This window comes from Staphylococcus sp. HMSC059F04 (genome assembly GCF_001812565.1).
Lineage (GTDB): Bacteria > Bacillota > Bacilli > Staphylococcales > Staphylococcaceae > Staphylococcus > Staphylococcus lugdunensis.
Window position 1 is genome coordinate 32,929 of the sequence record NZ_KV809483.1, and the last position, 22,402, is coordinate 55,330.

25 protein-coding genes, 4 tRNA genes and 2 riboswitches are annotated in these 22,402 nt (G+C 33.1%); of the genes, 20 read left to right on the plus strand and 9 right to left on the minus strand.

What is annotated here, in order from left to right; translation table 11 throughout:
* Positions 1–80: 80 nt before the first annotated feature.
* From HMPREF2864_RS11515 to HMPREF2864_RS11530, 4 genes are all read left to right on the plus strand, one after another.
* Positions 81–154: transfer RNA gene (locus HMPREF2864_RS11515), tRNA-Gly, on the plus strand.
* A 9-nt stretch (positions 155–163) separates the two neighbouring features.
* Positions 164–238: transfer RNA gene (locus HMPREF2864_RS11520), tRNA-Asn, on the plus strand.
* Position 239: 1 nt separating this feature from the next.
* Positions 240–311 (plus strand) — tRNA-Glu (locus tag HMPREF2864_RS11525).
* Positions 312–367: 56 nt separating this feature from the next.
* A tRNA-Ser gene (locus HMPREF2864_RS11530) sits at positions 368–457 on the plus strand.
* A 112-nt stretch (positions 458–569) separates the two neighbouring features.
* On the opposite strand, the gene HMPREF2864_RS11535 is transcribed toward HMPREF2864_RS11530, so the two are convergent.
* The gene (locus HMPREF2864_RS11535) at positions 570–1,079 is read right to left on the minus strand and encodes a hypothetical protein (RefSeq protein ID WP_256277714.1); all 510 of its coding nucleotides are present in this window, start codon (positions 1,077–1,079) and stop codon (positions 570–572) included.
* 245 nt (positions 1,080–1,324) lie between these two features.
* On the opposite strand from HMPREF2864_RS11535, the gene menE reads away from it, so the two are divergent.
* Positions 1,325–2,719 (plus strand): o-succinylbenzoate--CoA ligase, encoded by a 1,395-nt coding sequence (gene menE, locus HMPREF2864_RS11540; protein ID WP_070544788.1) that lies wholly within the window; start codon positions 1,325–1,327, stop codon positions 2,717–2,719.
* Positions 2,720–2,725: 6 nt separating this feature from the next.
* Positions 2,726–3,730 carry an o-succinylbenzoate synthase gene (gene menC, locus HMPREF2864_RS11545; protein WP_002492644.1) on the plus strand — a complete coding sequence of 335 codons (1,005 nt, stop codon included), beginning with the start codon at positions 2,726–2,728 and terminating at the stop codon, positions 3,728–3,730.
* On the opposite strand, the gene yidD is transcribed toward menC, so the two are convergent.
* Positions 3,727–3,984 (minus strand): membrane protein insertion efficiency factor YidD, encoded by a 258-nt coding sequence (gene yidD / locus HMPREF2864_RS11550; protein ID WP_002458786.1) that lies wholly within the window; start codon positions 3,982–3,984, stop codon positions 3,727–3,729. The two genes, menC and yidD, sit on opposite strands and share 4 nt — an antisense overlap.
* A 66-nt stretch (positions 3,985–4,050) precedes the next feature.
* On the opposite strand from yidD, the gene ytkD reads away from it, so the two are divergent.
* Together ytkD and HMPREF2864_RS11560 are read left to right on the plus strand one after the other, a co-directional pair.
* Complete coding sequence (gene ytkD, locus HMPREF2864_RS11555; protein ID WP_002458787.1) at positions 4,051–4,524, plus strand: RNA deprotection pyrophosphohydrolase; 474 nt, start codon at positions 4,051–4,053, stop codon at positions 4,522–4,524.
* Positions 4,505–5,278 carry an alpha/beta hydrolase family protein gene (locus tag HMPREF2864_RS11560; protein ID WP_070544787.1) on the plus strand — a complete coding sequence of 258 codons (774 nt, stop codon included), beginning with the start codon at positions 4,505–4,507 and terminating at the stop codon, positions 5,276–5,278. Before ytkD ends, HMPREF2864_RS11560 begins: the two co-directional genes overlap by 20 nt.
* A gap of 63 nt (positions 5,279–5,341) precedes the next feature.
* On the opposite strand, the gene pckA is transcribed toward HMPREF2864_RS11560, so the two are convergent.
* Positions 5,342–6,934, minus strand: coding sequence for a phosphoenolpyruvate carboxykinase (ATP) (pckA, locus tag HMPREF2864_RS11565; RefSeq protein WP_002458789.1), 1,593 nt, complete (start codon positions 6,932–6,934; stop codon positions 5,342–5,344).
* A gap of 160 nt (positions 6,935–7,094) precedes the next feature.
* A riboswitch (SAM riboswitch) is annotated at positions 7,095–7,203 on the plus strand.
* A gap of 102 nt (positions 7,204–7,305) precedes the next feature.
* On the opposite strand from pckA, the gene metK reads away from it, so the two are divergent.
* The 3 genes from metK (at position 7,306) to HMPREF2864_RS11580 (ending at position 10,457) form a co-directional block, all read left to right on the plus strand.
* Complete coding sequence (gene metK / locus HMPREF2864_RS11570) at positions 7,306–8,502, plus strand: methionine adenosyltransferase (RefSeq protein ID WP_002458790.1); 1,197 nt, start codon at positions 7,306–7,308, stop codon at positions 8,500–8,502.
* Between the two features lie 98 nt (positions 8,503–8,600).
* Positions 8,601–9,509: a nuclease-related domain-containing protein gene (locus tag HMPREF2864_RS11575; protein ID WP_002458791.1), complete on the plus strand. Its 909-nt coding sequence runs from the start codon at positions 8,601–8,603 to the stop codon at positions 9,507–9,509.
* 147 nt (positions 9,510–9,656) lie between these two features.
* A complete protein-coding gene (locus HMPREF2864_RS11580) occupies positions 9,657–10,457 on the plus strand; it encodes an aldo/keto reductase (protein WP_218086066.1) in 801 nt (266 codons plus the stop codon).
* Positions 10,458–10,641: 184 nt separating this feature from the next.
* On the opposite strand, the gene crcB (HMPREF2864_RS11585) is transcribed toward HMPREF2864_RS11580, so the two are convergent.
* The 3 genes from crcB (HMPREF2864_RS11585) to HMPREF2864_RS11595 form a co-directional block, all read right to left on the minus strand.
* Positions 10,642–10,995, minus strand: coding sequence for a fluoride efflux transporter CrcB (crcB, locus tag HMPREF2864_RS11585; RefSeq protein ID WP_002458793.1), 354 nt, complete (start codon positions 10,993–10,995; stop codon positions 10,642–10,644).
* Complete coding sequence (gene crcB / locus HMPREF2864_RS11590; protein WP_070544786.1) at positions 10,992–11,354, minus strand: fluoride efflux transporter CrcB; 363 nt, start codon at positions 11,352–11,354, stop codon at positions 10,992–10,994. Before crcB (HMPREF2864_RS11590) ends, crcB (HMPREF2864_RS11585) begins: the two co-directional genes overlap by 4 nt.
* 68 nt (positions 11,355–11,422) lie before the next feature.
* Positions 11,423–11,728, minus strand: coding sequence for a hypothetical protein (locus HMPREF2864_RS11595; RefSeq protein ID WP_002478003.1), 306 nt, complete (start codon positions 11,726–11,728; stop codon positions 11,423–11,425).
* Between the two features lie 256 nt (positions 11,729–11,984).
* Here HMPREF2864_RS11595 and HMPREF2864_RS11600 point away from each other — a divergent pair, with 256 nt between their 5' ends.
* Entirely contained in the window at positions 11,985–12,698 is a 714-nt protein-coding gene (locus HMPREF2864_RS11600; RefSeq protein ID WP_002458796.1) for a transaldolase, read from the plus strand.
* A 130-nt stretch (positions 12,699–12,828) separates the two neighbouring features.
* Positions 12,829–13,281, plus strand: coding sequence for a hypothetical protein (locus tag HMPREF2864_RS11605; RefSeq protein ID WP_002458797.1), 453 nt, complete (start codon positions 12,829–12,831; stop codon positions 13,279–13,281).
* On the opposite strand, the gene HMPREF2864_RS11610 is transcribed toward HMPREF2864_RS11605, so the two are convergent.
* Positions 13,262–13,708, minus strand: a complete 447-nt coding sequence (locus HMPREF2864_RS11610) for a competence protein ComK (protein ID WP_002458798.1) — start codon at positions 13,706–13,708, stop codon at positions 13,262–13,264. The genes HMPREF2864_RS11605 and HMPREF2864_RS11610 overlap by 20 nt on opposite strands.
* A 15-nt stretch (positions 13,709–13,723) precedes the next feature.
* Positions 13,724–14,194, minus strand: coding sequence for a sigma-70 family RNA polymerase sigma factor (locus HMPREF2864_RS11615; protein ID WP_070544785.1), 471 nt, complete (start codon positions 14,192–14,194; stop codon positions 13,724–13,726).
* 197 nt (positions 14,195–14,391) lie between these two features.
* Between HMPREF2864_RS11615 and HMPREF2864_RS11620 the strand changes: the two genes are divergently transcribed.
* The 7 genes from HMPREF2864_RS11620 (at position 14,392) to ribE (HMPREF2864_RS11650) (ending at position 21,278) form a co-directional block, all read left to right on the plus strand.
* A complete protein-coding gene (locus HMPREF2864_RS11620) occupies positions 14,392–14,616 on the plus strand; it encodes a hypothetical protein (protein ID WP_002458800.1) in 225 nt (74 codons plus the stop codon).
* Between the two features lie 201 nt (positions 14,617–14,817).
* On the plus strand, positions 14,818–15,672 hold the full coding sequence (locus HMPREF2864_RS11625; RefSeq protein ID WP_002458801.1) for a peptidoglycan release complex glucosaminidase SagB: 855 nt from the start codon (positions 14,818–14,820) through the stop codon (positions 15,670–15,672).
* A 383-nt stretch (positions 15,673–16,055) separates the two neighbouring features.
* A complete protein-coding gene (locus HMPREF2864_RS11630; RefSeq protein ID WP_037545530.1) occupies positions 16,056–17,555 on the plus strand; it encodes an FAD/NAD(P)-binding protein in 1,500 nt (499 codons plus the stop codon).
* A gap of 106 nt (positions 17,556–17,661) precedes the next feature.
* Positions 17,662–17,791, plus strand: a riboswitch (FMN riboswitch).
* 138 nt (positions 17,792–17,929) lie between these two features.
* Positions 17,930–18,973, plus strand: a complete 1,044-nt coding sequence (ribD, locus tag HMPREF2864_RS11635; RefSeq protein ID WP_037543108.1) for a bifunctional diaminohydroxyphosphoribosylaminopyrimidine deaminase/5-amino-6-(5-phosphoribosylamino)uracil reductase RibD — start codon at positions 17,930–17,932, stop codon at positions 18,971–18,973.
* A gap of 7 nt (positions 18,974–18,980) precedes the next feature.
* A complete protein-coding gene (ribE, locus tag HMPREF2864_RS11640) occupies positions 18,981–19,613 on the plus strand; it encodes a riboflavin synthase (RefSeq protein WP_002458804.1) in 633 nt (210 codons plus the stop codon).
* Positions 19,614–19,625: 12 nt separating this feature from the next.
* The gene (locus HMPREF2864_RS11645) at positions 19,626–20,807 is read left to right on the plus strand and encodes a bifunctional 3,4-dihydroxy-2-butanone-4-phosphate synthase/GTP cyclohydrolase II (RefSeq protein ID WP_002478008.1); all 1,182 of its coding nucleotides are present in this window, start codon (positions 19,626–19,628) and stop codon (positions 20,805–20,807) included.
* 12 nt (positions 20,808–20,819) lie between these two features.
* On the plus strand, positions 20,820–21,278 hold the full coding sequence (ribE, locus tag HMPREF2864_RS11650; protein WP_070544784.1) for a 6,7-dimethyl-8-ribityllumazine synthase: 459 nt from the start codon (positions 20,820–20,822) through the stop codon (positions 21,276–21,278).
* A gap of 77 nt (positions 21,279–21,355) precedes the next feature.
* On the opposite strand, the gene HMPREF2864_RS11655 is transcribed toward ribE (HMPREF2864_RS11650), so the two are convergent.
* Positions 21,356–22,342 (minus strand): proline dehydrogenase family protein, encoded by a 987-nt coding sequence (locus tag HMPREF2864_RS11655; protein ID WP_002492647.1) that lies wholly within the window; start codon positions 22,340–22,342, stop codon positions 21,356–21,358.
* Positions 22,343–22,402 lie beyond the last annotated feature (60 nt).

Below are 22,402 nucleotides of genomic sequence, written 5' to 3' on the forward strand. Positions count from 1 at the left end.
GAAGTGGTTAACGCATCGGATTGTGGTTCCGACATTCGAGGGTTCGATTCCCTTCAACCGCCCCATAATCGTAATGATTTGCGGGTGTAGTTTAATGGCAAAACCTCAGCCTTCCAAGCTGATGTTGTGGGTTCGATTCCCATCACCCGCTCCATCTTATTTATCCACAGTAGCTCAGTGGTAGAGCTATCGGCTGTTAACCGATCGGTCGTAGGTTCGAGTCCTACCTGTGGAGCCATGGCTCCTTGGTCAAGCGGTTAAGACACCGCCCTTTCACGGCGGTAACACGGGTTCGAGTCCCGTAGGAGTCATATAAGCAGAAGTGAAATATCGCTTCTGTTTTTTATTTTATTAAGTCATATGTTACGGAGAGTTGTCCGAGCTGGCCGAAGGAGCACGCCTGGAAAGTGTGTAGGCGCTTTATCGCGTCTCGAGGGTTCGAATCCCTCACTCTCCATACAAAATTAAAAATCAGTTTAATTCTGATTAATTAAATTACTCTAGAACGTTGATATATCAGCGTTCTTTTTTATTCGCATTTCCATAAACTTACTCTTAGCTACAAAAAACTACGCATTTAAATAGTTTTCAAGTAATTTATTTTCTACACTTACTAAATCAATCGCTACAATGTTTGATATATAAATTTGGTCAACATCTGTAAACTCTAAGGAATTAAAATCTAAAACTTTTACTTTTATGATATTTTCCTGTACTTCGGTTACACGTCCAATGATTAATTCAATGCTATCTTGCATAACGATTGTTATCATTGAGTTTAAAGTAATTAAATCTTGCAAATCTGAAGATAAATGGAATGTATTTTCAATATTAAATGGATTAAACATGCCATGTTCTTTGCTTTGTAAAATATAATTATCGATTAATTCAATGTATTTTGAATGATTACAAGTTTCTAAAATGTATTCCTTATTCCTTAATTGGTAACTGTCTAGTACACCTTTTTCATCAATAGACTTAAATATAATGAAATTTTCATTTTCTTCAAGGACATATCCTACTGAAAATGTTTCTTCTAAGCCGTTAGTATAAATTTCTACGAGTTCTTTTTTTATCATGAAATTATATCTCCTTTTATCATTAATTTTTTTCAATAAAAGTCCCATAACCAGCGTAGCAAAAAAGTATAAATGCAAAGTGTAAAATTTATAAAAATACTGTGAAAAATAACTAATGTATCCTAGTTGTTAACTTTAAGGTTTATTTAAAAATATAATGCTTCAAATAACCTAAGCACTGTCACTGATAAAATCATACAAAATCGCTATAATAAGAATGTATATGAACATGGAGGTCTATTGAGTTGGAATATTGGTTATCAGAACAGAGTTATATGAATCCAAATAAAATAGCAATTACAGATGGTGTTAAGGCACTCACATTTCGAACATTATATGATAGGGCAAAGGTTATCGCTGAGCATCTTGTTACGCTTAATATCTCAAGGGTAGGTTTATATTTAACCAATTCTATAAACTCAGTCATTTTAATTCATGCATGTTGGATAGCACATATCGAAATTGCTATGATTAATACCCGATTAACACCAAAAGAAATCACAGCTCAAATGCAGTCGATTGACGTTCAATATATAATCACTACTGCTTCTTTAGCATTGAAAGATTTTAATATCATTCCTTTTCAGAGTTTAATTGATAAACGTAATAAAGGATTGATATCTAAATCATTTAACCAACAAGATATCGCATCAATTATGTTTACTTCTGGCACGACTGGACCACAAAAGGCAGTTCCACAAACTTTTAACAATCATTATGCGAGTGCAAAAGGCTGTAAATCAAGTTTAGGTTTTGATTCTACAACGATTTGGCTTTCTGTATTGCCAATTTATCATATATCAGGATTAAGTGTATTACTACGTTCAGTTATAGAAGGTTTCACGGTAAGATTATTGGATAAATTTGATACACAGCGTATGATGCATATCATTAAGAATGAGCACATCACGCATGTTTCTCTTGTTCCTCAAACATTGCAATGGCTTATGGATGCCGGCTTAACACAGCCATATAAGCTTGAAAAAATACTGCTCGGAGGCGCTAAATTATCAGTTGCTTTAATTGATGAAGCGCTAAATTATCAGTTACCAATTTATAATTCGTTTGGCATGACAGAAACGTGCTCTCAATTTTTAACGGCATCACCTGATATGTTAGCTCGTCGTCATGATACGGTTGGTAAACCGAGTAGCAATGTTTCGATAAAGATACATAATCCTAATCGCGATGGGCATGGTGAGTTGTGGCTTAAAGGTAACAATGTGATGGACGGTTATTTATATCCTAAAGGTTTAAAAGACGCATTCGTAGATGGCTATTTTAAAACGGGGGATATTGCGGAGGTTGATAAGGATGGATTTGTCGTGATTTATGATCGTCGCAAAGACTTAATCATTAGTGGTGGTGAAAATATTTATCCTTATGAAATCGAAATGCAAGCTAAACAATTTGATGGCATAAAAGACGCGATGTGTGTGCCTTTATCAGATGAAACATGGGGACAAGTCCCATTATTATATTATATTTCAGAAGACAACATTGATATTGCGTCGTTAGATCGATTTTTAAGAGTGCAACTTGCTGCTTATAAAGTTCCTAAAAAATATGTTGCCGTTCGAACATTACCTTATACATCTACTGGGAAATTGCAACGTAATAAATTTGAGCTTAAAGGATGAGTATGAATGAAAATTGTAGATATCAATTACTATTTGTATAATCAATCGTTTCGTGTGCCAATAACAACCCCGAAAGTTCATTTAACAAGTCGTAAAGCACTAATTATTGAAATGATTACTTCACAGGGAAAATCATTTTTTGGTGAATGCAATGCATTTGAATCGGATTGGTATGACTCAGAAACAATTAATAGTGTTCAAAAGGTTATTGAAGCATGGTCGAGTAGTATCAAAAATAAAGAATTTTCGACCTTTGATGCTTGGCTCCCTTATTTAAATCAGCTGAACGCTGCTCCAGCTGCTCGGGCTACAGTGGTAATGGCTGTGTTTCAAATGTACCAAACATTACCAATTATAAATGTGGATTATGGTGCAACTGTGAGCGGGTTAACCGAAGCGCATTTCGTTCAACTTAAAGAGACACAACCAAAACGCATTAAAATAAAATGGTCGAATCATATTTTGAAAGATTTAGCGCATATGAATAAGCAATTGGATTTTGAATATCAGTTGGTAATTGATGCAAATGAATCATTAACTAAAGAAGATTTACCTAAATTAGCACTGGTTAAGCAGTATCATCCTATTTATATCGAAGAACCATTTAAAACAATGGATTTATATAAAAATTATAAGCATAATTTATTTCCGCCAGTGGCAATAGATGAAAAGGCTACATCAGTGCAACAAATATTAACGTTATGTCATAGTTATAACATACAAGTGGTCGTAATTAAGCCTTTTAGAATGGGTGGTATTGACCATGTGATTAAGTTAATACACAAGCTACAACGTGATAATATTAGTGTCGTCATTGGTGGAATGTATGAATATGGGTTAAGTCGTTATTTTACAGCTTACTTAGCACAATTTGGAGATTATCCAGGGGATATTACACCTTCTGGATACTATTATGATCATGATCTTGTGTCACAATCAGGTATTCTAAAACAACGACGTATTTCATTTTCTCCTCCCGAGGTTGATACATCACAATTGGTCATGTTTTAATGTTTATGTTGACAGTGCTTGTTATCTTTTTTTAACGGTACTGGATCAAATCCGCCTTTATGAAAAGGATGACATTTTAAAATTCTACGGATACCCATATAAGTTCCTTTGAGTGGTCCATATACCACAATGGCTTCACGTGTGTATTCTGAGCATGTTGGATAAAAACGACATGTCGCTGGTGTCATTGGGGAAATAAAATGTTGATAAACATAAATTAAGCTTAAAAATAATTTTTGTAATAATTTTTTCATTTATAAAAGCCTCCAACCATCTAGCAATAACTTCATTTTAACATATTGAAAGGGGAAGTAATCTATATGCAATTTTTAGATAAAGAAAATAGACGTGTTATCCTCACATATAAAAATGATAAAGATATTGCGAATGGTAACCATGTTTTAGCTATCCCATTTTATAAACAGCAGCTATTATTTACTCAGCATAAAGTAAGAGGAATAGAATTTCCAGGTGGTAAACGGGAAGAAGGAGAAACAAGTATGGAGGCGATTAAACGCGAACTTTTTGAAGAAACAGGCGCCCAATGCCAGAAACTTACGTACATTGCGCAATATGAAGTATTTACTAAGGATAAGACACCTTTTGTCAAAGATGTATATGCAATTGAAGTAAGTCGTATAGATAAAAAAAATGATTATTTAGAAACAGCAGGTCCCATTCTTTATCAAAGACTTAACGATATTCCTGAAAACAAGCGAAGTTATTTAATACAAGATGCAGCTATTCAGCAGTGTTTGGAGAGGGTGAAATTGCTTGGATTATATTCTTTATAAAACCATGCCAATTGAATCATTGACACATGAATTTGCAGAGGTAACCTATGTTGTTGATGGTTTAAAAGTGAAAGCATTACAAATGTTACCTCATAAAACGGTTGAGCGGATTGTTGTGTATCTACGTGGTGGAAAAGGTCAGGTAGGACGTGTGCGTGCAGCAAGATTAATGCAATTTTCATCACCAGAGACATTAGTTATTGGGCCATATTATCGAGGCAATAATGGGAGTGAAGGTAGAGATGAATTTTGCCAAGGTGATTTACATGATGTGACAACACTTGTTCAGCAGTTACATCAATCATATCCTGACGCTTATATTCATATGATTGGTTTTTCACGCGGAGGTCTGCAAGGTTTATTAACGTTTCAAGATTTACCAGTGGACAGTTATATTATTTTGGGGGGTGTTTCAAACGTAAATTTAATGTATGAGGAACGTGTGGATTTGAGAGGAATGTTGCGACGAATGATTGGACATCCTGTTAAAGATGCACAATCCTATAAAAAACGTGATGCGTTAAAGGATATTGATGCAACGAGTCCACCGATACTTATCATTCATGGAGGTCAGGATAAACAAGTCGGTATTCATCAGGCATACTTTTTAGAAGATGCTTTGAAACAACGAGGGACGCAATTTGATACATTTTATCAACTTGCAGAAGGCCATGTACCTCGACCAGTAGCAATGAGATTGGCAATTCAACGTATATTCAATTGGATGAAGGAAATAGAAGAGCTTCAAAAATAAAAAGCTTAGATGCACTACGAATTTTAAATCATAATATGCATCTAAGCTATATTTTTGAGGTTTTTATTTATTAAAGCCGCCACTTTGTGCTATCTCGGCTACTTCTGAACCAAATTTTTCAAAATTATGTTCAAAGCGTTTGATTAAGTCTTGCGCTTGAGTTCTATATTTATCTGGATCATTCCAAGCATTAATCGGTTGAAGAATTGTCTTTGGCACGTCTTCGATTTCTGTCGGAATATAAAGACCAAACATGTCATCTTTTATATATTCTGTATTTTTTAATTGACCTGTGATTGCTTGATTAACCATTTGACGAGTATAGTGGAGGCTAATGCGGCGACCAACGCCATATTTACCGCCTGTCCAGCCGGTGTTTACGAGATAGACATCAACGTTATGTTCATCAATTAACGCACCTAATAAATCAGCATATACGGTCGGATTTAGAGGTAAGAATGGTGCGCCGAAACATGTTGAGAATGACGGTTCAGGTTCGGTAATACCTCGTTCTGTTCCAGCTAATTTTGATGTAAATCCACTCAAAAAATGATACATCGCTTGCGATTTAGTTAATTTAGAGATTGGAGGGAGTACGCCAAATGCATCCGCTGTTAAGAAAATAATCGTATTTGGATGTGCTGCTTTAGATGGTAATACGATATTATCTATATGGTGAATAGGGTAGGCAGCACGTGTATTCTCTGTATATCGATTGTCATCAAAATCTACGCTACCGTCTTCATGTACAACTGTATTTTCAAGAATTGTGCCATATTTAATAGCGTCATATATTTGCGGTTCTTTTTCTTTTGAAAGATTAATTGCTTTTGCATAACAACCGCCTTCAATATTAAAAATACCATTTTTGTTCCAACCGTGTTCATCATCCCCGATTAGTTTTCTATCTGCAGCAGCAGATAAAGTTGTTTTTCCTGTTCCAGATAGACCAAAGAATAACGCAACATCACCTTTAGCACCCACATTAGCTGAGCAATGCATGCTCATGATATCTTGCATTGGTAATAAATAATTCATAACAGAGAAAATACCTTTTTTCATTTCTCCGGCATATTCTGTACCGCCAATAAGAATTGTTTTATGCTTAAATGAAATAATGACAAATGTTTCAGATTTAGTGCCATCAATGTCTGGGTCTGCCTTAAAATGAGGTGCAGATACAATTGTAAAATTCGGTTTAATCTTTATAGCTTCATCTTTTGATTCAGGACGAATGAACATATTATGTGCAAATAAATTATGCCATGCTAATTCATTAATAACCGTTAATTTAAGTTGTGTATCTTTATCACTGCCTGCATAACCATTAAAAACATACAATTCGTTACGTTCATCAAGGTAATCTAAAACTTTGTGATATAGGTTTAAAAATGTTTCTTCATCTATAGGTTGATTGACATCGCCCCAGTCAATATTATCTTTATATGAAGGTTCAGTAACGATAAATTTATCTTTTGGTGAACGTCCTGTATATTTACCTGTACTAGCATTGATTGCACCTAATTCAGTCAGTTCTCCTTCGTTATTTTCAAGAATTTTGTTATAAAGCTGCGTCGTTGAAAGCTGAAATAAAGTTGTCTCTTTTTCTAATAAGTGTTTAATTTTTGACGTTTCGCTGTATGTATTAATTGACATACTTTAACCCCTCCAGTGCATAAATATTACATGTGAAAGCCTTTACAATTCAATAGTATAACATAATGAAAGGATTATGCCATAGCTAATACGATGTTGGTATGAAAAATCTAAAATTGACATTAGCTAACGAATTCGGTAGTATAATTCTTAACGGATTCTCTTATCCTGAGTGGCGGAGGGACATGGACCCAATGAAGCCCAGCAACCTCTTTTATAAAGAAAGGTGCCAAACCGTTTGCAGACAAATATGGTCTGAACGATAAGAGCGAATGGACGTCTAGAGCCTTCTCTCTATCTAAATAGTAGAAGGCTCTTTTAATTTGGCTTATACAAGAGAGTTTTCGTAAAATAACTTAAAGGAGTAAACAATGACATATAATAAACGCTTATTTACCTCAGAATCAGTTACTGAAGGACACCCCGACAAAATAGCTGACCAAGTATCCGACGCCATTTTAGATGAAATTTTAAAAGACGACCCTAATGCACGTGTTGCTTGTGAAACAACTGTTACAACAGGTATGGCATTGATTTCTGGTGAAATTTCAACAACAACTTATGTGGACATTCCTAAAGTTGTAAGAGAAACAATTAGAGATATTGGCTATACAAGAGCTAAATATGGATATGATTGCCAAACAATGGCAGTTTTAACTGCTATAGATGAGCAATCACCGGATATTGCACAAGGTGTTGATAAAGCACTTGAATATCGTAATGATATTTCAGAAGAAGAAATAGAAGCAACTGGTGCCGGAGATCAAGGGCTAATGTTTGGTTATGCTACTAATGAAACTGAAACGTATATGCCTTTACCAATATTCTTATCACATCAGCTTGCTAAACGTTTATCAGATGTTCGAAAGGATGGCATTATAGATTATTTACGTCCGGATGGCAAAGTGCAAGTAACTGTTGAATATGATGAAAATGACAAACCATACCGCATCGATACAATTGTGGTATCTTCACAACACGCGCAAGATATAACATTAGAACAAATTCAACAGGATATTAAAAATCATGTTATTTATCCAACGGTACCTGATAATCTTTTAGATGAGGACACTAAGTTCTTTATTAACCCTACAGGGCGTTTTGTTATTGGTGGACCACAAGGTGATGCTGGTTTAACAGGACGAAAAATTATTGTTGATACGTATGGCGGATATGCGCGTCATGGAGGTGGATGCTTCAGTGGTAAGGATCCAACAAAAGTAGATCGGTCTGCCGCTTATGCAGCACGGTATGTAGCTAAGAATATTGTTGCAGCTGGACTTGCAGCCCAATGTGAGGTACAGCTTGCTTATGCCATTGGTGTAGCTGAACCAGTTTCTATTGCCATTGATACGTTTAATACAGGTAAAGTATCTGAAGGTGAGCTTGTCGCTGCAGTTAGAAAACATTTTGATTTAAGACCCGCTGGTATCATTAAAATGTTAGATTTAAAACATCCTATTTATAAACAAACTGCGGCATATGGTCATTTTGGTAGAACAGATGTGTTATTACCTTGGGAAAAATTAGATAAAGTCAATATTTTAAAAGACGCCGTTCAAGCATAATTTAATTTTTAATTACTAAATTTAAGGATAAATATCGAAATAAGACAGATTTTCTATTATAATTATAGTTATTGAATAATTAAAGGAGCGTTGTTTGAATGAATTCATTAGGACCAATGGAAATCGGTTTAATCGTCGCTGTGGTTATAGCACTTATTTGCTTAATCTTATTTTTCGTTGCATTAAGAAATAATAAAAAGATAAAACGACAAACGGTAGACGAATATAAATTAAAAGAAAAGCAAATGCAAGAATCACATGACGAAGCATTAGAAAAAGAAAGAATTGAAAACAAAAAGACAGTTACTAAACAAAAGGAAAATTACGAAGCAACTGTTAATAGCAAAGAGCGAGAAATTGATGCTCTAAAATTATTTTCAAAAAATACGAGTGAATATGTGACGGATATGAGATTAATTGGTATCCGTGAACGTCTTGTCAATGAAAAACGAATCCGACCTGAAGATATGCATATTATGGCTAATATCTTTTTACCTGGTAATGACTTGAATAATATTGAACGCATCAGTCATCTTGTATTAACTCGTACAGGACTTTATATTATTGATTCCAAGTTATTAAAGGGGCATGTGTATAATGGTATAAGTGGTAATCAATTTAATGAATTGCCAATGATGCAACAAGTCTTTTCAACATTAGATTTAAATGCCAAAGCACCGCATACCTTAGTACTAGATCAAAATGATGATCAATCATCGCTATCATTTTTAGATTATTCAGCACAACTTGCACAAATTGAAAAGTTAGCTACTGACTTGCAAACGAAATTAGGATTAACATACACACCTACATCTATTCTTTATTTCAATCCTAAACGTGAAGGTGAAGTAACTATTTCAAATTATGCGCAAACTTCAAGTGCGAAAGTACTTGTCGGTCCAGAGCAACTAAATGAATTTTTCAACAAATTTGTTTTCCATGGTCGAATTCAATACAATGTTGATGATTTGCAAGAAATTATGACAAAAATAGAATCATTTAACTAAAAAATAACTAGCACCTAACTTTCCTTTTATACGAGTTAGGTGCTGTTTTATGCTTAAAATTTACAAGAGTGGGAATAGGTATTAGCGTTATTAATGTAAAAGGGGCTGAATCATTTGAAAACGATAGAATTTTATAATGGACAAGCGATGCCTAAAGTAGGTCTAGGAACATTTCGGGTCGGAAATAATAACGAGTGTCAACAAGCAGTCCAATATGCGATTGAACAGGGGTATAGAAGTATAGATACGGCAAAAGTATATGGTAATGAAGAAAAGGTTGGTGCAGGTATAAAAGCAGCAATGACATCAACAGGATTAAGTCGAGAAGATTTATTTATTACATCAAAATTATATTTTGAAGATTTTGGTAGAGAAAACGTTGCACAAGCATACGAACAAAGTTTGAAAAAATTGGGATTAGACTATCTCGATTTATATTTAGTTCATTGGCCCGGCAAAGATGAAGCGGTCATGATTGATACGTGGAAGGGCATGGAAGATTTATATAAAGATAATAAAGTCTATAGTATAGGTGTCAGTAATTTTGACGTAAATCATCTTGAGGCCTTACTTGCACAGGTCTCAATAAAGCCAATGATCAATCAAGTTGAATATCACCCTAAATTTACTCAAAATGAATTAAGAACTTACTTAAAAGCACAGCGCATCCCTATGGAGTCATGGTCTCCTTTACAAAACGGACAAATACTTAATGATCAAACAATTCAACAAATCGCACATGAAGTATCTAAGTCTCCGGCACAGGTTATTATTCGTTGGAATATTCAACATGGTGTAGTCGTGATTCCTAAATCAATCACGCCATCAAGAATCACAGAAAATATCCAAGTGTTTGATTTTGAGTTGAGCCGTGCGCAAATGGCACGTATTGACCAATTAAATCAAGAGAAGCGTATAGGACCAAACCCTCAAGATTTTGCTGGGTAAATTAAAAGGCGTAACAAGAAAGGATTCGGGATATTATGTTTTAGGCTATGAACGATATATTGGCAGTAATTGACTGGATTGAAAATACGCTTATATCAAGCTTGATTCAATCCTAGTCAACTTTGCCAGGGCAGGACTATGGATTTATAATGAACTCTGTTTCGCTCCTTACTCGTTTGTGTCTTTATAATTGATAGCCGAATAAACATAATAGAAAGCCAACGATAAAATGAAGCACAGTATAAAGTACAAATTTAATGACTTTATTTTTTTCTAACAACATTTGAACAAGTTCTAAACTCATAGTAGAAAATGTTGTTAATCCTCCTAAAAATCCTGTGACAACGAATAAAGAGAACCAATGATGTTCATGAGCAATGGATGCAGTATAACCAATTAAAAAACATCCAAGCAAATTTACAAATAACGTTGCGATAGGGAAATCGATCTTTAAATAATGTTTTGATTGCTGAGTAATCCAAGCTCTTGCACATGCACCCAAACCACCGCCTATCATTATAAGGATAAGTGTTATCACGATAACTCACGTCCTAACTTGAGACCTATATAACAGCTTAAAATTCCCAAAATGTAGCTAGCAATTCCATAACATAATGCGGTTAAGAAAAGAGATTGTTCAAGCATTGTAATCAATTCAAATTGAAATGTAGAAAATGTTGTAAAAGCACCTAAACATCCAGTTGTGAGTGCTTTTTTCAATTTAGGATGCTTGCTTAGAAATGGCACTGTTAAAGTGAATAATAAGCCCATTAAGAAAGCACCAACTAAATTTGCACTTAATGTACCATATGGAAATGTTGTTGAATTGAATGTTGATAGCAGATAACGACAAGCAGCGCCTATCATTCCACCAATGAAAATATAAAAATATTGCATTGAACATCGATCCTTAATATAGCGTTTAAGTTATGATTTATTCAGTAATTATGATAAATTTTTACCCATTATTTGATAATGCCAAAAGTAGTGATTGAAGCATAAATATGGAAGATGATTACCAATAGAATAATAAAGGGTAATATTTTACTTGCTATACGTATCCAATCACTGTTTTCATTCAAGTGCTTAATCGCTTTATCAGAAAAAATAATGGCTGCAATTAAAATAATTACGTTAACAACACTGCAAGCAATCATTAAATATTTAATAGATGTTATTTGTTGACTTAAATAGGGGTTAAATGTATTAAAATAAAAGCTAATTATTAGTAAAATAATTGAAATATAAAAATATTTTTTTGATTTAGACATGACTGACCTCCTAAGTGACTCATCAGAATATTTTACCATATTTACGCAACAATGAAATAATAATTATCAACTTTGATATATTAAATGACAAATTACCAAACAAAACATTAGCTTGTATAACAACCACATGATATAAATGAATTATATTATTTTTAACTTAAAGTGGCAGTAATAAAATGTGTGTGTCTTAATTTCAAAGATAGACTACAATATTTTTAGCAAGATACCTTAAGTTAATTAGTTGGAGGAATGCATAGTGACACAATTAAATGTACAAGTATTTGCAGATGGTGCAGATATTGAAGAAATGAAAGCAGCATATAAAAATAAACAAGTTGACGGTTTCACAACGAACCCAAGCTTAATGGCTAAAGCCGGCGTTACGGATTATAAAGCATTTGCAGAGGAAGCTGTAAAAGAGATACCAGATGCTTCAATATCATTTGAAGTATTTGCTGATGATATAGAGACAATGGAAAAAGAAGCCGAAATTTTAAAACAATATGGGGAAAATGTTTTTGTTAAAATCCCAGTTGTTAACACAAAAGGTGAGTCAATGATTCCGCTCATTAAAAAATTATCTGCAGACAATGTTAGATTAAACGTTACAGCAGTTTATACAATTGAACAGGTTAAAGAAATTACAGAAGCAGTTACAGAGGGTGTACCAACATATGTTTCAGTATTTGCTGGAAGAATTGCTGACACTGGTGTAGATCCATTACCATTAATGAAAGAAGCAGTCACAGTTACGCATAGTAAAGCAGGTGTTAAATTATTATGGGCTAGCTGTCGCGAATTATATAATGTTATCCAAGCAGATGAGGTTGGCGCAGATATCATTACGTGCCCAGCAGATGTCGTTAAGAAGGTTAATAATAATTTAGGTCGAGACATTAATGGTTTATCAGTAGATACGGTTAAGGGATTTGCTAAAGATATCCAAAGTTCAGGCTTATCTATTTTGTAACTCAAATATTTACCCCCAGCAATTAATTTATTGTTGGGGGTTTTATACGTCCAAAGATAAACTTGCAGACATTGTTTAAATCTTATAGTATTAGCTTTATTGATATATTAAATGAATAGGAGGGATGTAGATGAATGAAAGTCAATTTGTAGCTAAAATAAAAAAGCAACTGTGGTTTTTAAATAATAATGAGCAAATACAATTAGAACGATATTTAAATCATTTGATTGATAACAATGACGAAAAAATATTGCAACGTCCCATTTATTATGCAAATCAGTTTTTAAAAAATTATGTTTTCAAAGAGAAAAATCAAACACACAGTTCTTTAGTATTATTACTGTTTTTAATTATCGTCTTGTATGTTGTTTTTATGGGATTATTTTTATTTGGATTCATTACGAGTTTAACTGCAGTAAATTATTTTATTAATCCACAAGTAAAAGTAGCCACGTGGAGTGTTATTTTAATCTTAATAGGTGCGATCTTATTAATCATTATCAGTCTTTGGTTAATTAAAAAAATAACAGCATATGCGACAAAGAAGCTACTTGAATATAAATTTAATCAATCGCGTAGTTAAGTGGTATAAGATGTGATAGTAATAAACTTTCTTTCCATTTGTTATAAATAAGTGTATATGGGGCATCGATAATTAATTGGATTTGTTGTTCAAAAACGATGATGATATGGTTGTTAATTGCATGCATGGCGACAATATGTTTAGCATTAATGTAACATTGAATTGGAGAACGTTGGGGTCTAATAGGAAATAGTATGGTCTGTTGGTTTACATAAATAGGCACTAATTTATTGATGTGTAATAAACGCTTGGCAACCTTTATTTGTAAAGGCAAATATCTACCATAAAATTCAAGATAATGATATAGTACTTGCTTCATTGATTTAGGTATTATTTCAGTGTGTTCTAAATATTTACATTCTGTAGCTATTTTATTGCTAGTACAAGTTTTTAAGTAGAGTAATTGATCCAGTTTAGTTACATTCATGGTGTGCTGACTCCTTTATGTGAAGAAGCGCTGAAGCTTTTGTCTGGCATTGCGTTTGTAATTTTTTACTGAGGATAATGAGATGTGCATATGTTGGGCAATTTCATATTGCTTGTATCCACTTATTTGTAAGATGAGCCATTGCTGTTCTTGACGCGTTAAGTGTTTCCAAGCCTCTTCCATAATAAGATTGAAGTCATTGAGGATATAATTAGGTAGCTTTGATGAGCTTGGATTTAATATACTTATTTCTACGGATTGTTTAGGCTGTTCTTTTCTAAATAAATCAATTAAATAATAATTTAGTCGGAAGATAATAAAAGTTGAAAAATTTGGATTTAAAGAGGCATTATATTGGCTTGTGAGTTGCCATAATCGTATGAGCATGAGTTGGTAATACTCATCATAATTATAACGAATATGATATTTATTTAACAAATAATGAATATATTTATTAAATTGATGATATACATTGTTAAATAACATTAGCTGCTCCGTTTCTTATGTGCATAATGAAATTTATCCGGATATTCATAGCTTATGCTAAAAATTGAAAAATATCATTTGCTTAATTACGCTATAAGGTGTTAAATATAGGGCATAGGTATATTTTAAAAATAAGTTATTGACTAAAACATCAACAAACTTCAGCATATAACAAATTTGACACTAAGGAGGTATATATGGATTACGCACACTTAAATCTTGAACACTTTTTTGCACGAAATGATGACTTGGATATTATTAAAGATCGCTCAGATTTTGTAATGATTAATAATTTTACAAATGAAATGATGTATCGAGATGGTGAAGTAGAGGGTACTATCGATTTAAATCAATATTATTATAAGAATCGCTCTCAAGCAGCAAGTTTCATTATGATGGAATACAAAAATCATCGTGAATAAAAATGTGAAAGTTAAATGGTTAGGGCAAATTTATACAGGACGATTTGTCTAACCATTTTATTTTGCAGTTTTATTACTATTCATTTATGAATATGTAACAAAGCTTATATAAAATTGTGAAAGCAATATAATAATGTTAAACTTTATTATCATAAACACATATTGCATAAGTTTTACAACATTGACCTAAGAGGTGTGAATATGGCAAAGCACAAAAGAGGCTCTATTATCGGGTTGTTTGGATTACTAATACTATTAGTAATTGTTGGGATAATCTTCTTTTCAATGATTTCAGATCAAATTTTATTTAAAGAAGTTAAACAAGTTGAAAAGGTTGAAAATTTAGATGTAACACTCGATAAAGCTTCTAAGAAACAAATAGATAATTATACAAGCCAGCAAGTTTCTAATAAAAGCAATAATGCTTGGAGAGATGCTTCTGCTACTGAAATTAAAACAGCAATGGATAGCAGTAAATTTATTGAAGATAACAAACAGAAATATCAATTTTTAGATTTATCGAAATATCAAGGTATTGATAAAAATAGAATTAAACGTATGTTGTTTGATAGAGAAACATTGTTAAAACATACGGATGATTTTTTAGAAGCGGCTAAAGATAATCATGTTAATGAAGTTTACCTTATATCACATGCTTTACTTGAAACAGGTGCTTCTAAGAGTCAATTAGCCAATGGCGTGGAAATCGATGGTAAGAAATATTATAATTTTTATGGTGTTGGTGCTTTAGACGAAGATCCAATTAAAACAGGTGCACAATACGCTAAAAAGCATGGTTGGGATACGCCAGAAAAAGCAATACGTGGCGGTGCGGAATTCATTCACAAACATTTCTTATCACATGATGATCAAAATACATTGTACAGCATGAGATGGAATCCTAAGAACCCTGGCGAACATCAGTATGCGACAGATATTAAATGGGCTGAAAGCAATGCAACGATTATCGCTGACTTTTATCAAGAAATGAAAACAGAAGGAAAATATTTCAAATGGTATGTCTATAAAGATGATGACAAACATAAAGCGAATTAAGAAAATAAATTGAGATATAATATATCTCTGAATAAAATGACAATTTCTACATGATTTTAATAGAAATTGTCATTTTTATTTTGTTATTTATGTTCTTGACTCCTCAAGATATTTAGTGGAGCTTTTATTTTTTATAAAACGATTTATTCAGCTTTATTTTTACGATTAATCCAAGCAAATAACACAACAGTAACTAAAATGATTTTTGCTATAACTTTCATAGTTAAAACACCTCATTTAATATATTTTTCATTTATAAAAGTTAAATAATGACTTTACTTAAATAACGCGAAGTTATTTTTATTTTAGTTCTAAATACTTATTGATACAATAAAGAAGTATCTAGTAGAAAGAAACAGATAATTAAAAAGGGTGAAGAAATCATGCGTGTAGCGATAATTGGAATGGGAACAGCTGGTGTAAGTGTGCTAAGACAACTTGTTAAACACGAAAACTTTTCAACTTTAACTGTAGATGTCTACGATAATAAAATCAACATGGGTCACGGGGTACCTTTTCAAAATGATAGTGATGAACTATTAATTAATTTACCATCCAAGAAGATGAGTTTAAATTTAGAAGATGATTTAGAATTTTGGCATTGGTATCAGCAGCAAAATATTTTTTCTTATGAGAACCCTAAATATTTACCAAGATTTATTTTTGGCCACTATATGAAATCCTATTTGTTACATTTTGATAAAATTTTTGATAATTTAACATTGATTCATGACGAAGTTAAAGAAATATTTACTAACTCAAATGTTGATGAAACAGCTTTAAAATATTATGTTTGTACTTCTGATGATATGAATGATTGGAAGGAGTATGATTATATCTTTTTGACTATTGGGACATTAAGCTATCACGATCCATACCAGTTAAAAGGAATTCCAGGATATATCCAATCGCCATATCCAACATATAACACTTTGGATGAAGTGAAAGAGACAGATCGTATTGCTATTATAGGTACAGGGTTAGCTAGCTTAGATGTGGTTAGATATGTAGCAACACATCATAAGCATCTTCCAATCATTATGACGAGTCGCTCGGCGCAATTGCCAAGTGTGCGTGGAAATATGCAAGAAATAACATTTCGTTATTTAACAAAACAAACTTTTAATAGTATCAAGGCAGTTAATTATGGAAACGTACCACTAGATACTTTAGTTAAGCTTTTCTATAAGGAATGTGAAGAATGGAATATTGAATTAGATACGTTAATAAATAGACGTTCAGGAAATCATATTGATGATTTGCAATATGACTTAGATCATTCACAAGAGCTCGGTGTATTTCAAGGATTGATAGAACATCTAAAAGAGAATTTAAACTGGATATACAATAGTTTGAGTAGCTCAGATCAACAGTTGTTCGATAAGAAATATACTAAAGTGATTCAACTTAATTCTAATCCAATGCCGCCTAGAACAGCTAAATTACTTATTGAGTTAATGCAGAATGGCTCTTTAATTATAAAACGTGGTCTAGAGAATATTACGCATGATGGACAATTATTTAATCTAACATTTAAAGACACATCTTCGTGTGATGACTTTAACATTATTATTAATGCAACAGGTGCTAAAACACATTTAGCAGAGTTAGACGAGGATGATCAATTAGTCATTAACCTAGAGAATCGTCGTATTGTACAAGCACATCCTATGGGTGGTATTCAAATTGTGCCAGAAACAAATCAAATTATTAGTCCAAGATATGGGACGTTGACTAACGCTGTCGCTATAGGTCAGCTTACCAATGGTGTAAATAAATTAAGAAATGGTGTTAAGATGATTGTTTCACAAGTAGTTAATGCAGTGGATTATTTATATGAACATCAATCACGGTTAAGTCGCGACAATATTTCTAAAAAATAGTAATTAAAGAAATTAAATTGCTTTCATTGTAAAGTTTATTAAAATTTAGTAAGATAAACTCATAGTGTTTTAGTAACACTTAAAGTAGAATTATCAACTTCATAATACGTTCTTTCGGGGCAGGGTGAAATTCCCAACCGGCAGTGATTAAGCCTGCGACCTGCTTGTGATGCACAAGTGGCTGATTCAGTGAGATTCTGAAGCCGACAGTATAGTCTGGATGGGAGAAAGAATACAATCGACGTTAACATAAACGATTACGTTTAATGTTTGTTAAGCATGCACAGAAATTATTGTGTAGGCTTGTTCAAATGTCATTATATCAATCTCCTTATGCCTATTTTGGTATAAGGTTTTTTTATGAAGGTGATAAATTGGATTTATATTTAAGCAAGGCAATACAGCTTGCTAAGATGGTTAAAGGACAGACTGGTGTTAATCCACCAGTAGGAGCAGTAGTTGTTAAAAATGGCAGAATTATCGGACTTGGCGCACATTTAAAACAAGGTGAGAAACATGCTGAAGTGCAAGCAATTGACATGGCTGGTGACGAAGCACAAGGTGCAACAATTTATGTGTCTTTACAACCATGCACGCATTATGGTTCGACACCGCCGTGCGTTAACAAAATCATCGATCATGGTCTAGATAAGGTAGTATATGCTGTAAAAGATACAACTTTACCTAGTAAAAGTGATGAAATCTTAACCCAAGCTGGTATCCAAGTGTATCAGCAGTTTGATCATGAAGCCTATTGTTTATACGAAGACTTTTTTAAAGCTAAAGCTGAGAAAATTCCTGAAATTACCGTTAAAGTATCTACAAGTATAGACGGTAAACAGGCAACAGATTATGGACAAAGTCAATGGATTACCAATAAAACAGTAAAGCAAGATGTGTATCGTTTAAGACACAGTCATGATGCCGTGTTAACAGGAAATAAAACCGTATTAGCAGATAATCCTCAGTACACGACTAGAGTTAAAGATGGTAAACACCCTATTCGTGTTATTTTATCTCGAAGTGGGGACGTTGACTTTAGTCTAGATATGTTTCATGATCAATTATCTGATATATGGATATACACTGAAGATGCCACATTAACAACAACTTTACCCAATGTTTTTATTAATTACATGAGCAATTGTAAAATTCCTGATATTTTACAAGATTTATATAAAAAAGGTGTAGGTCGGCTGCTCGTCGAGGCGGGACCTAAAGTTACCTCATTATTTCTCCAACAACAGTTAGTTAATCAACTCATCATCTATTTTGCCCCGAAATTGATAGGTGGTTCTGGAACAAATCAATTCTTTCAAACACAAGAAGTTATAGATTTACAGGATACCTTTGAATTTGAAATTGTTAATTCCACTTTATTAGATCAAAATATCAAATTAGAACTACGGAAGAAGTGAAACAACCATGTTTACAGGAATCGTAGAAGAAATTGGAACCATTGTTGAAATACGTAATGATCAATCAGTACGCACACTTATCATTAAAGCTGAAAGGATTATTGATGATATGCATATTGGTGATTCTATAAGCGTTAACGGGACTTGCCTGACAGTGACAGACTTTAATAGCAATCATTTTTCAGTGCAAGTCATACATGGTACAGAAGATAAAACCTATCTTGCTAATGTTCAGCGTCATCAAGAAGTGAACCTAGAACGCGCGATGCACAGCAATGGTAGATTTGGTGGCCATTTTGTTCTAGGCCATGTTGATGAATTAGGTACAATTACAAAAATCAATCAGACAGCCGATTCAAAAGTAATTCAAATTTCAGCATCACAAACAATCATTAAACAACTTGTGAAGCAAGGATCAATTGCAGTCGATGGCGTTAGTTTGACAGTATTTGATATACGTGAATCATCTTTTGATATACATCTCATACCAGAAACACGGCGCTCAACAATTTTAGCAGATAAGAAACAAGGAGACTTTGTACATTTAGAGACAGATGTTTTATTCAAATATGTAGCCACAATCATTAATAAAAATTCCAATACTTTAACATTAGATAAGTTAAAATCATATGGTTTTTAAGGGGGATTAAATATGCAATTTGACACCATTGAAGAGGCACTTCAAGCGTTAAAAAAAGGAGAAACTATAATTGTTGTAGATGATGAAGATAGAGAAAATGAGGGAGATCTTGTTGCAGTAACACAATGGATGCAAGATCAAACGATTAATTTTATGGCTAAGCACGGTCGTGGCTTGATTTGTACGCCAATTTCCACTGATATTGCCGAACGTTTAGAGTTAAAACCAATGGTAATGCAAAATTCAGATGACTATGGTACAAACTTTACTGTAAGTATTGATCACTATACAACGACAACGGGAATTAGTGCAATTGAACGCATGACTACGGCACGGTCTTTAATTGCCACTGATACAATGGCTGAAGATTTTCATAAACCTGGTCATTTATTTCCACTTATTGCTAAAGATAATGGCGTTTTAGAACGTGAAGGTCATACTGAAGCAACGGTTGATTTAGCTAAAATGACAGGTGCAGCACCTGCAGGAGTTATTTGTGAAATTATGAATGACGATGGTTCGATGGCTAAAGGAGAACAATTAGAAAAGTTTAAAGAAACACACCAGCTTAAGCTTATTTCTATAAAACAAATCATAGAATATAGACATCAGCATGATATACAGGTGAACTTAAGAGCAAAGGTAAATATGCCAACAGATTTTGGCAACTTTGAAATGTATGGATTTGATTCAACACTTACACAGGATGAAATCGTTGTTATTACTAAAGGAGAGCCAAGAACTACTGAAAATGTAAGAATTCATTCAGCATGTTTAACTGGTGATATTTTTCATAGTCAACGATGTGACTGTGGTGCGCAACTTGAATCGTCCTTAAAATATATTAATGAACATGGTGGAATGGTGATTTATTTACCCCAAGAAGGCAGAGGTATCGGACTTATAAATAAACTTCGTGCTTACGAGTTAATAGAGCAAGGCTATGATACGGTAACTGCGAATTTAGCTCTTGGATTTGATGAAGATTTACGTGATTATAAGGTTGCTAGTCAAATTCTAAAATATTTTAATGTCAAGCAAGTTAATTTGTTAAGTAATAATCCGAAAAAATTTGAAGGGCTAAGTGAATATGATATAGAAATTGCAAAGCGTATTGAAGTCATTGTTCCAGAAACAACACACAACCATGATTATATGGAAACGAAAAAAATTAAAATGGGTCATTTAATCTAGGAGGTTATAAAAATGAATTTTGAAGGTAAATTAGTTGGTTCAGAGTTGAAAATTGCGATAGTAGTAAGTCGATTTAATGATTTTATTACAAATCGACTATTAGAAGGTGCTAAAGATACATTAATACGCCATGATGTCAATGATAGTAATATTGATGTTGCCTATGTTCCTGGTGCGTTTGAAATACCGCTTGTAGCTAGAAAATTAGCACAAAAAAAACATTATAATGCAATCATAACATTGGGTTGTGTAATTAGAGGTGCAACTTCTCACTATGATTATGTGTGCAATGAAGTGTCTAAAGGGGTTGCAAGAGCGAATGATGTATCAGATACACCAGTTATTTTCGGAATATTAACAACTGAAAGCATTGAGCAGGCTGTAGAACGCGCTGGTACTAAAGCTGGCAATAAAGGATCTGAAGCGGCAGTCAGTGCAATTGAAATGGCCAACTTATTGCAACAACTATAATGTTTAGTCTATAAATTTGGGAGCAGGATAAAATTTATTGTGAATTCGAAGTCCTGCTCCCTTTATATGTGTCGTTATTATTTTATAATTTTCGTAATCAAAAGTAACAATGCAGAAATACCAATTATCGCGCTAACTTTTTTGAGAGATTTAGTATCAACAAATTCTTTAACTGCTAGTGATAAGTTTTGAGGACGCTCTGCTAGACGACGCATAAAATAGCTAAACCAGTCATTACCATATGGAACATAAATGGTGAAATGATAGCCTTCTCTTGCGATTTGTTCAGCTAGTTCTGAACGGAATCCATATAACATTTGAAATTCAAAATCATCATTTTTAATATGGTGATCTTTGACGAATTGTTTGACATGATTGATAATTCGATCGTCATGTGTCGCAATGGATGTTTTATTACGCGCATTTAGCAAACGTTTCTCAATTAATTTAATATAGTTGCTATCAATATCTTCTTTTGTTTGATAAGCAATGGAAGCATCTTCTTTATAGGCACCTTTAACCAATCGTAATCTTAAATCTGGAAAACGTTCGATGAGTTCATCAGCATCGTACAAATATGCTTGTATAACTGTGCCGACATTTTTAAATTCTCCCTTAAATTTATCAAGCGCTTGAATAATTTGCTGCAAACTGTCATATTTTTCAGTATCAATATTGACGTGCATATTTTGATATTCATTAGCTTTCAATAAAATTTCACGTAAATTATCAAAAGCAAATTGTAAATCAAATTCTCCTCCTAGTAAACTTAATTTAATAGATACATGGGCATCTACATTATATGCATTAATGGCATCCATTATAGTGAGAATTTCATTCTTTGCTGTTGTGGCTTCTTCGCGTGTACCTACAAACTCTCCCAAATTATCAACGGTAACAGCGATATTTTTTTCATTAAGCCTTTCAATTGTATCTATTAGTTCTGGAATGGTATTACCTGCTACGACTTTATTTGCACCCATTTTGGGGCCGATTTTCTTAGCTGTTTGATTTAAATATGTATTATTTGATAAAGCGATGAAGAAATCCCTAAATAGTGTCATGTAGTAAACCTCCAATATTATAATCAATATATTTTATAAATAGTTTAGCATGAAATATTC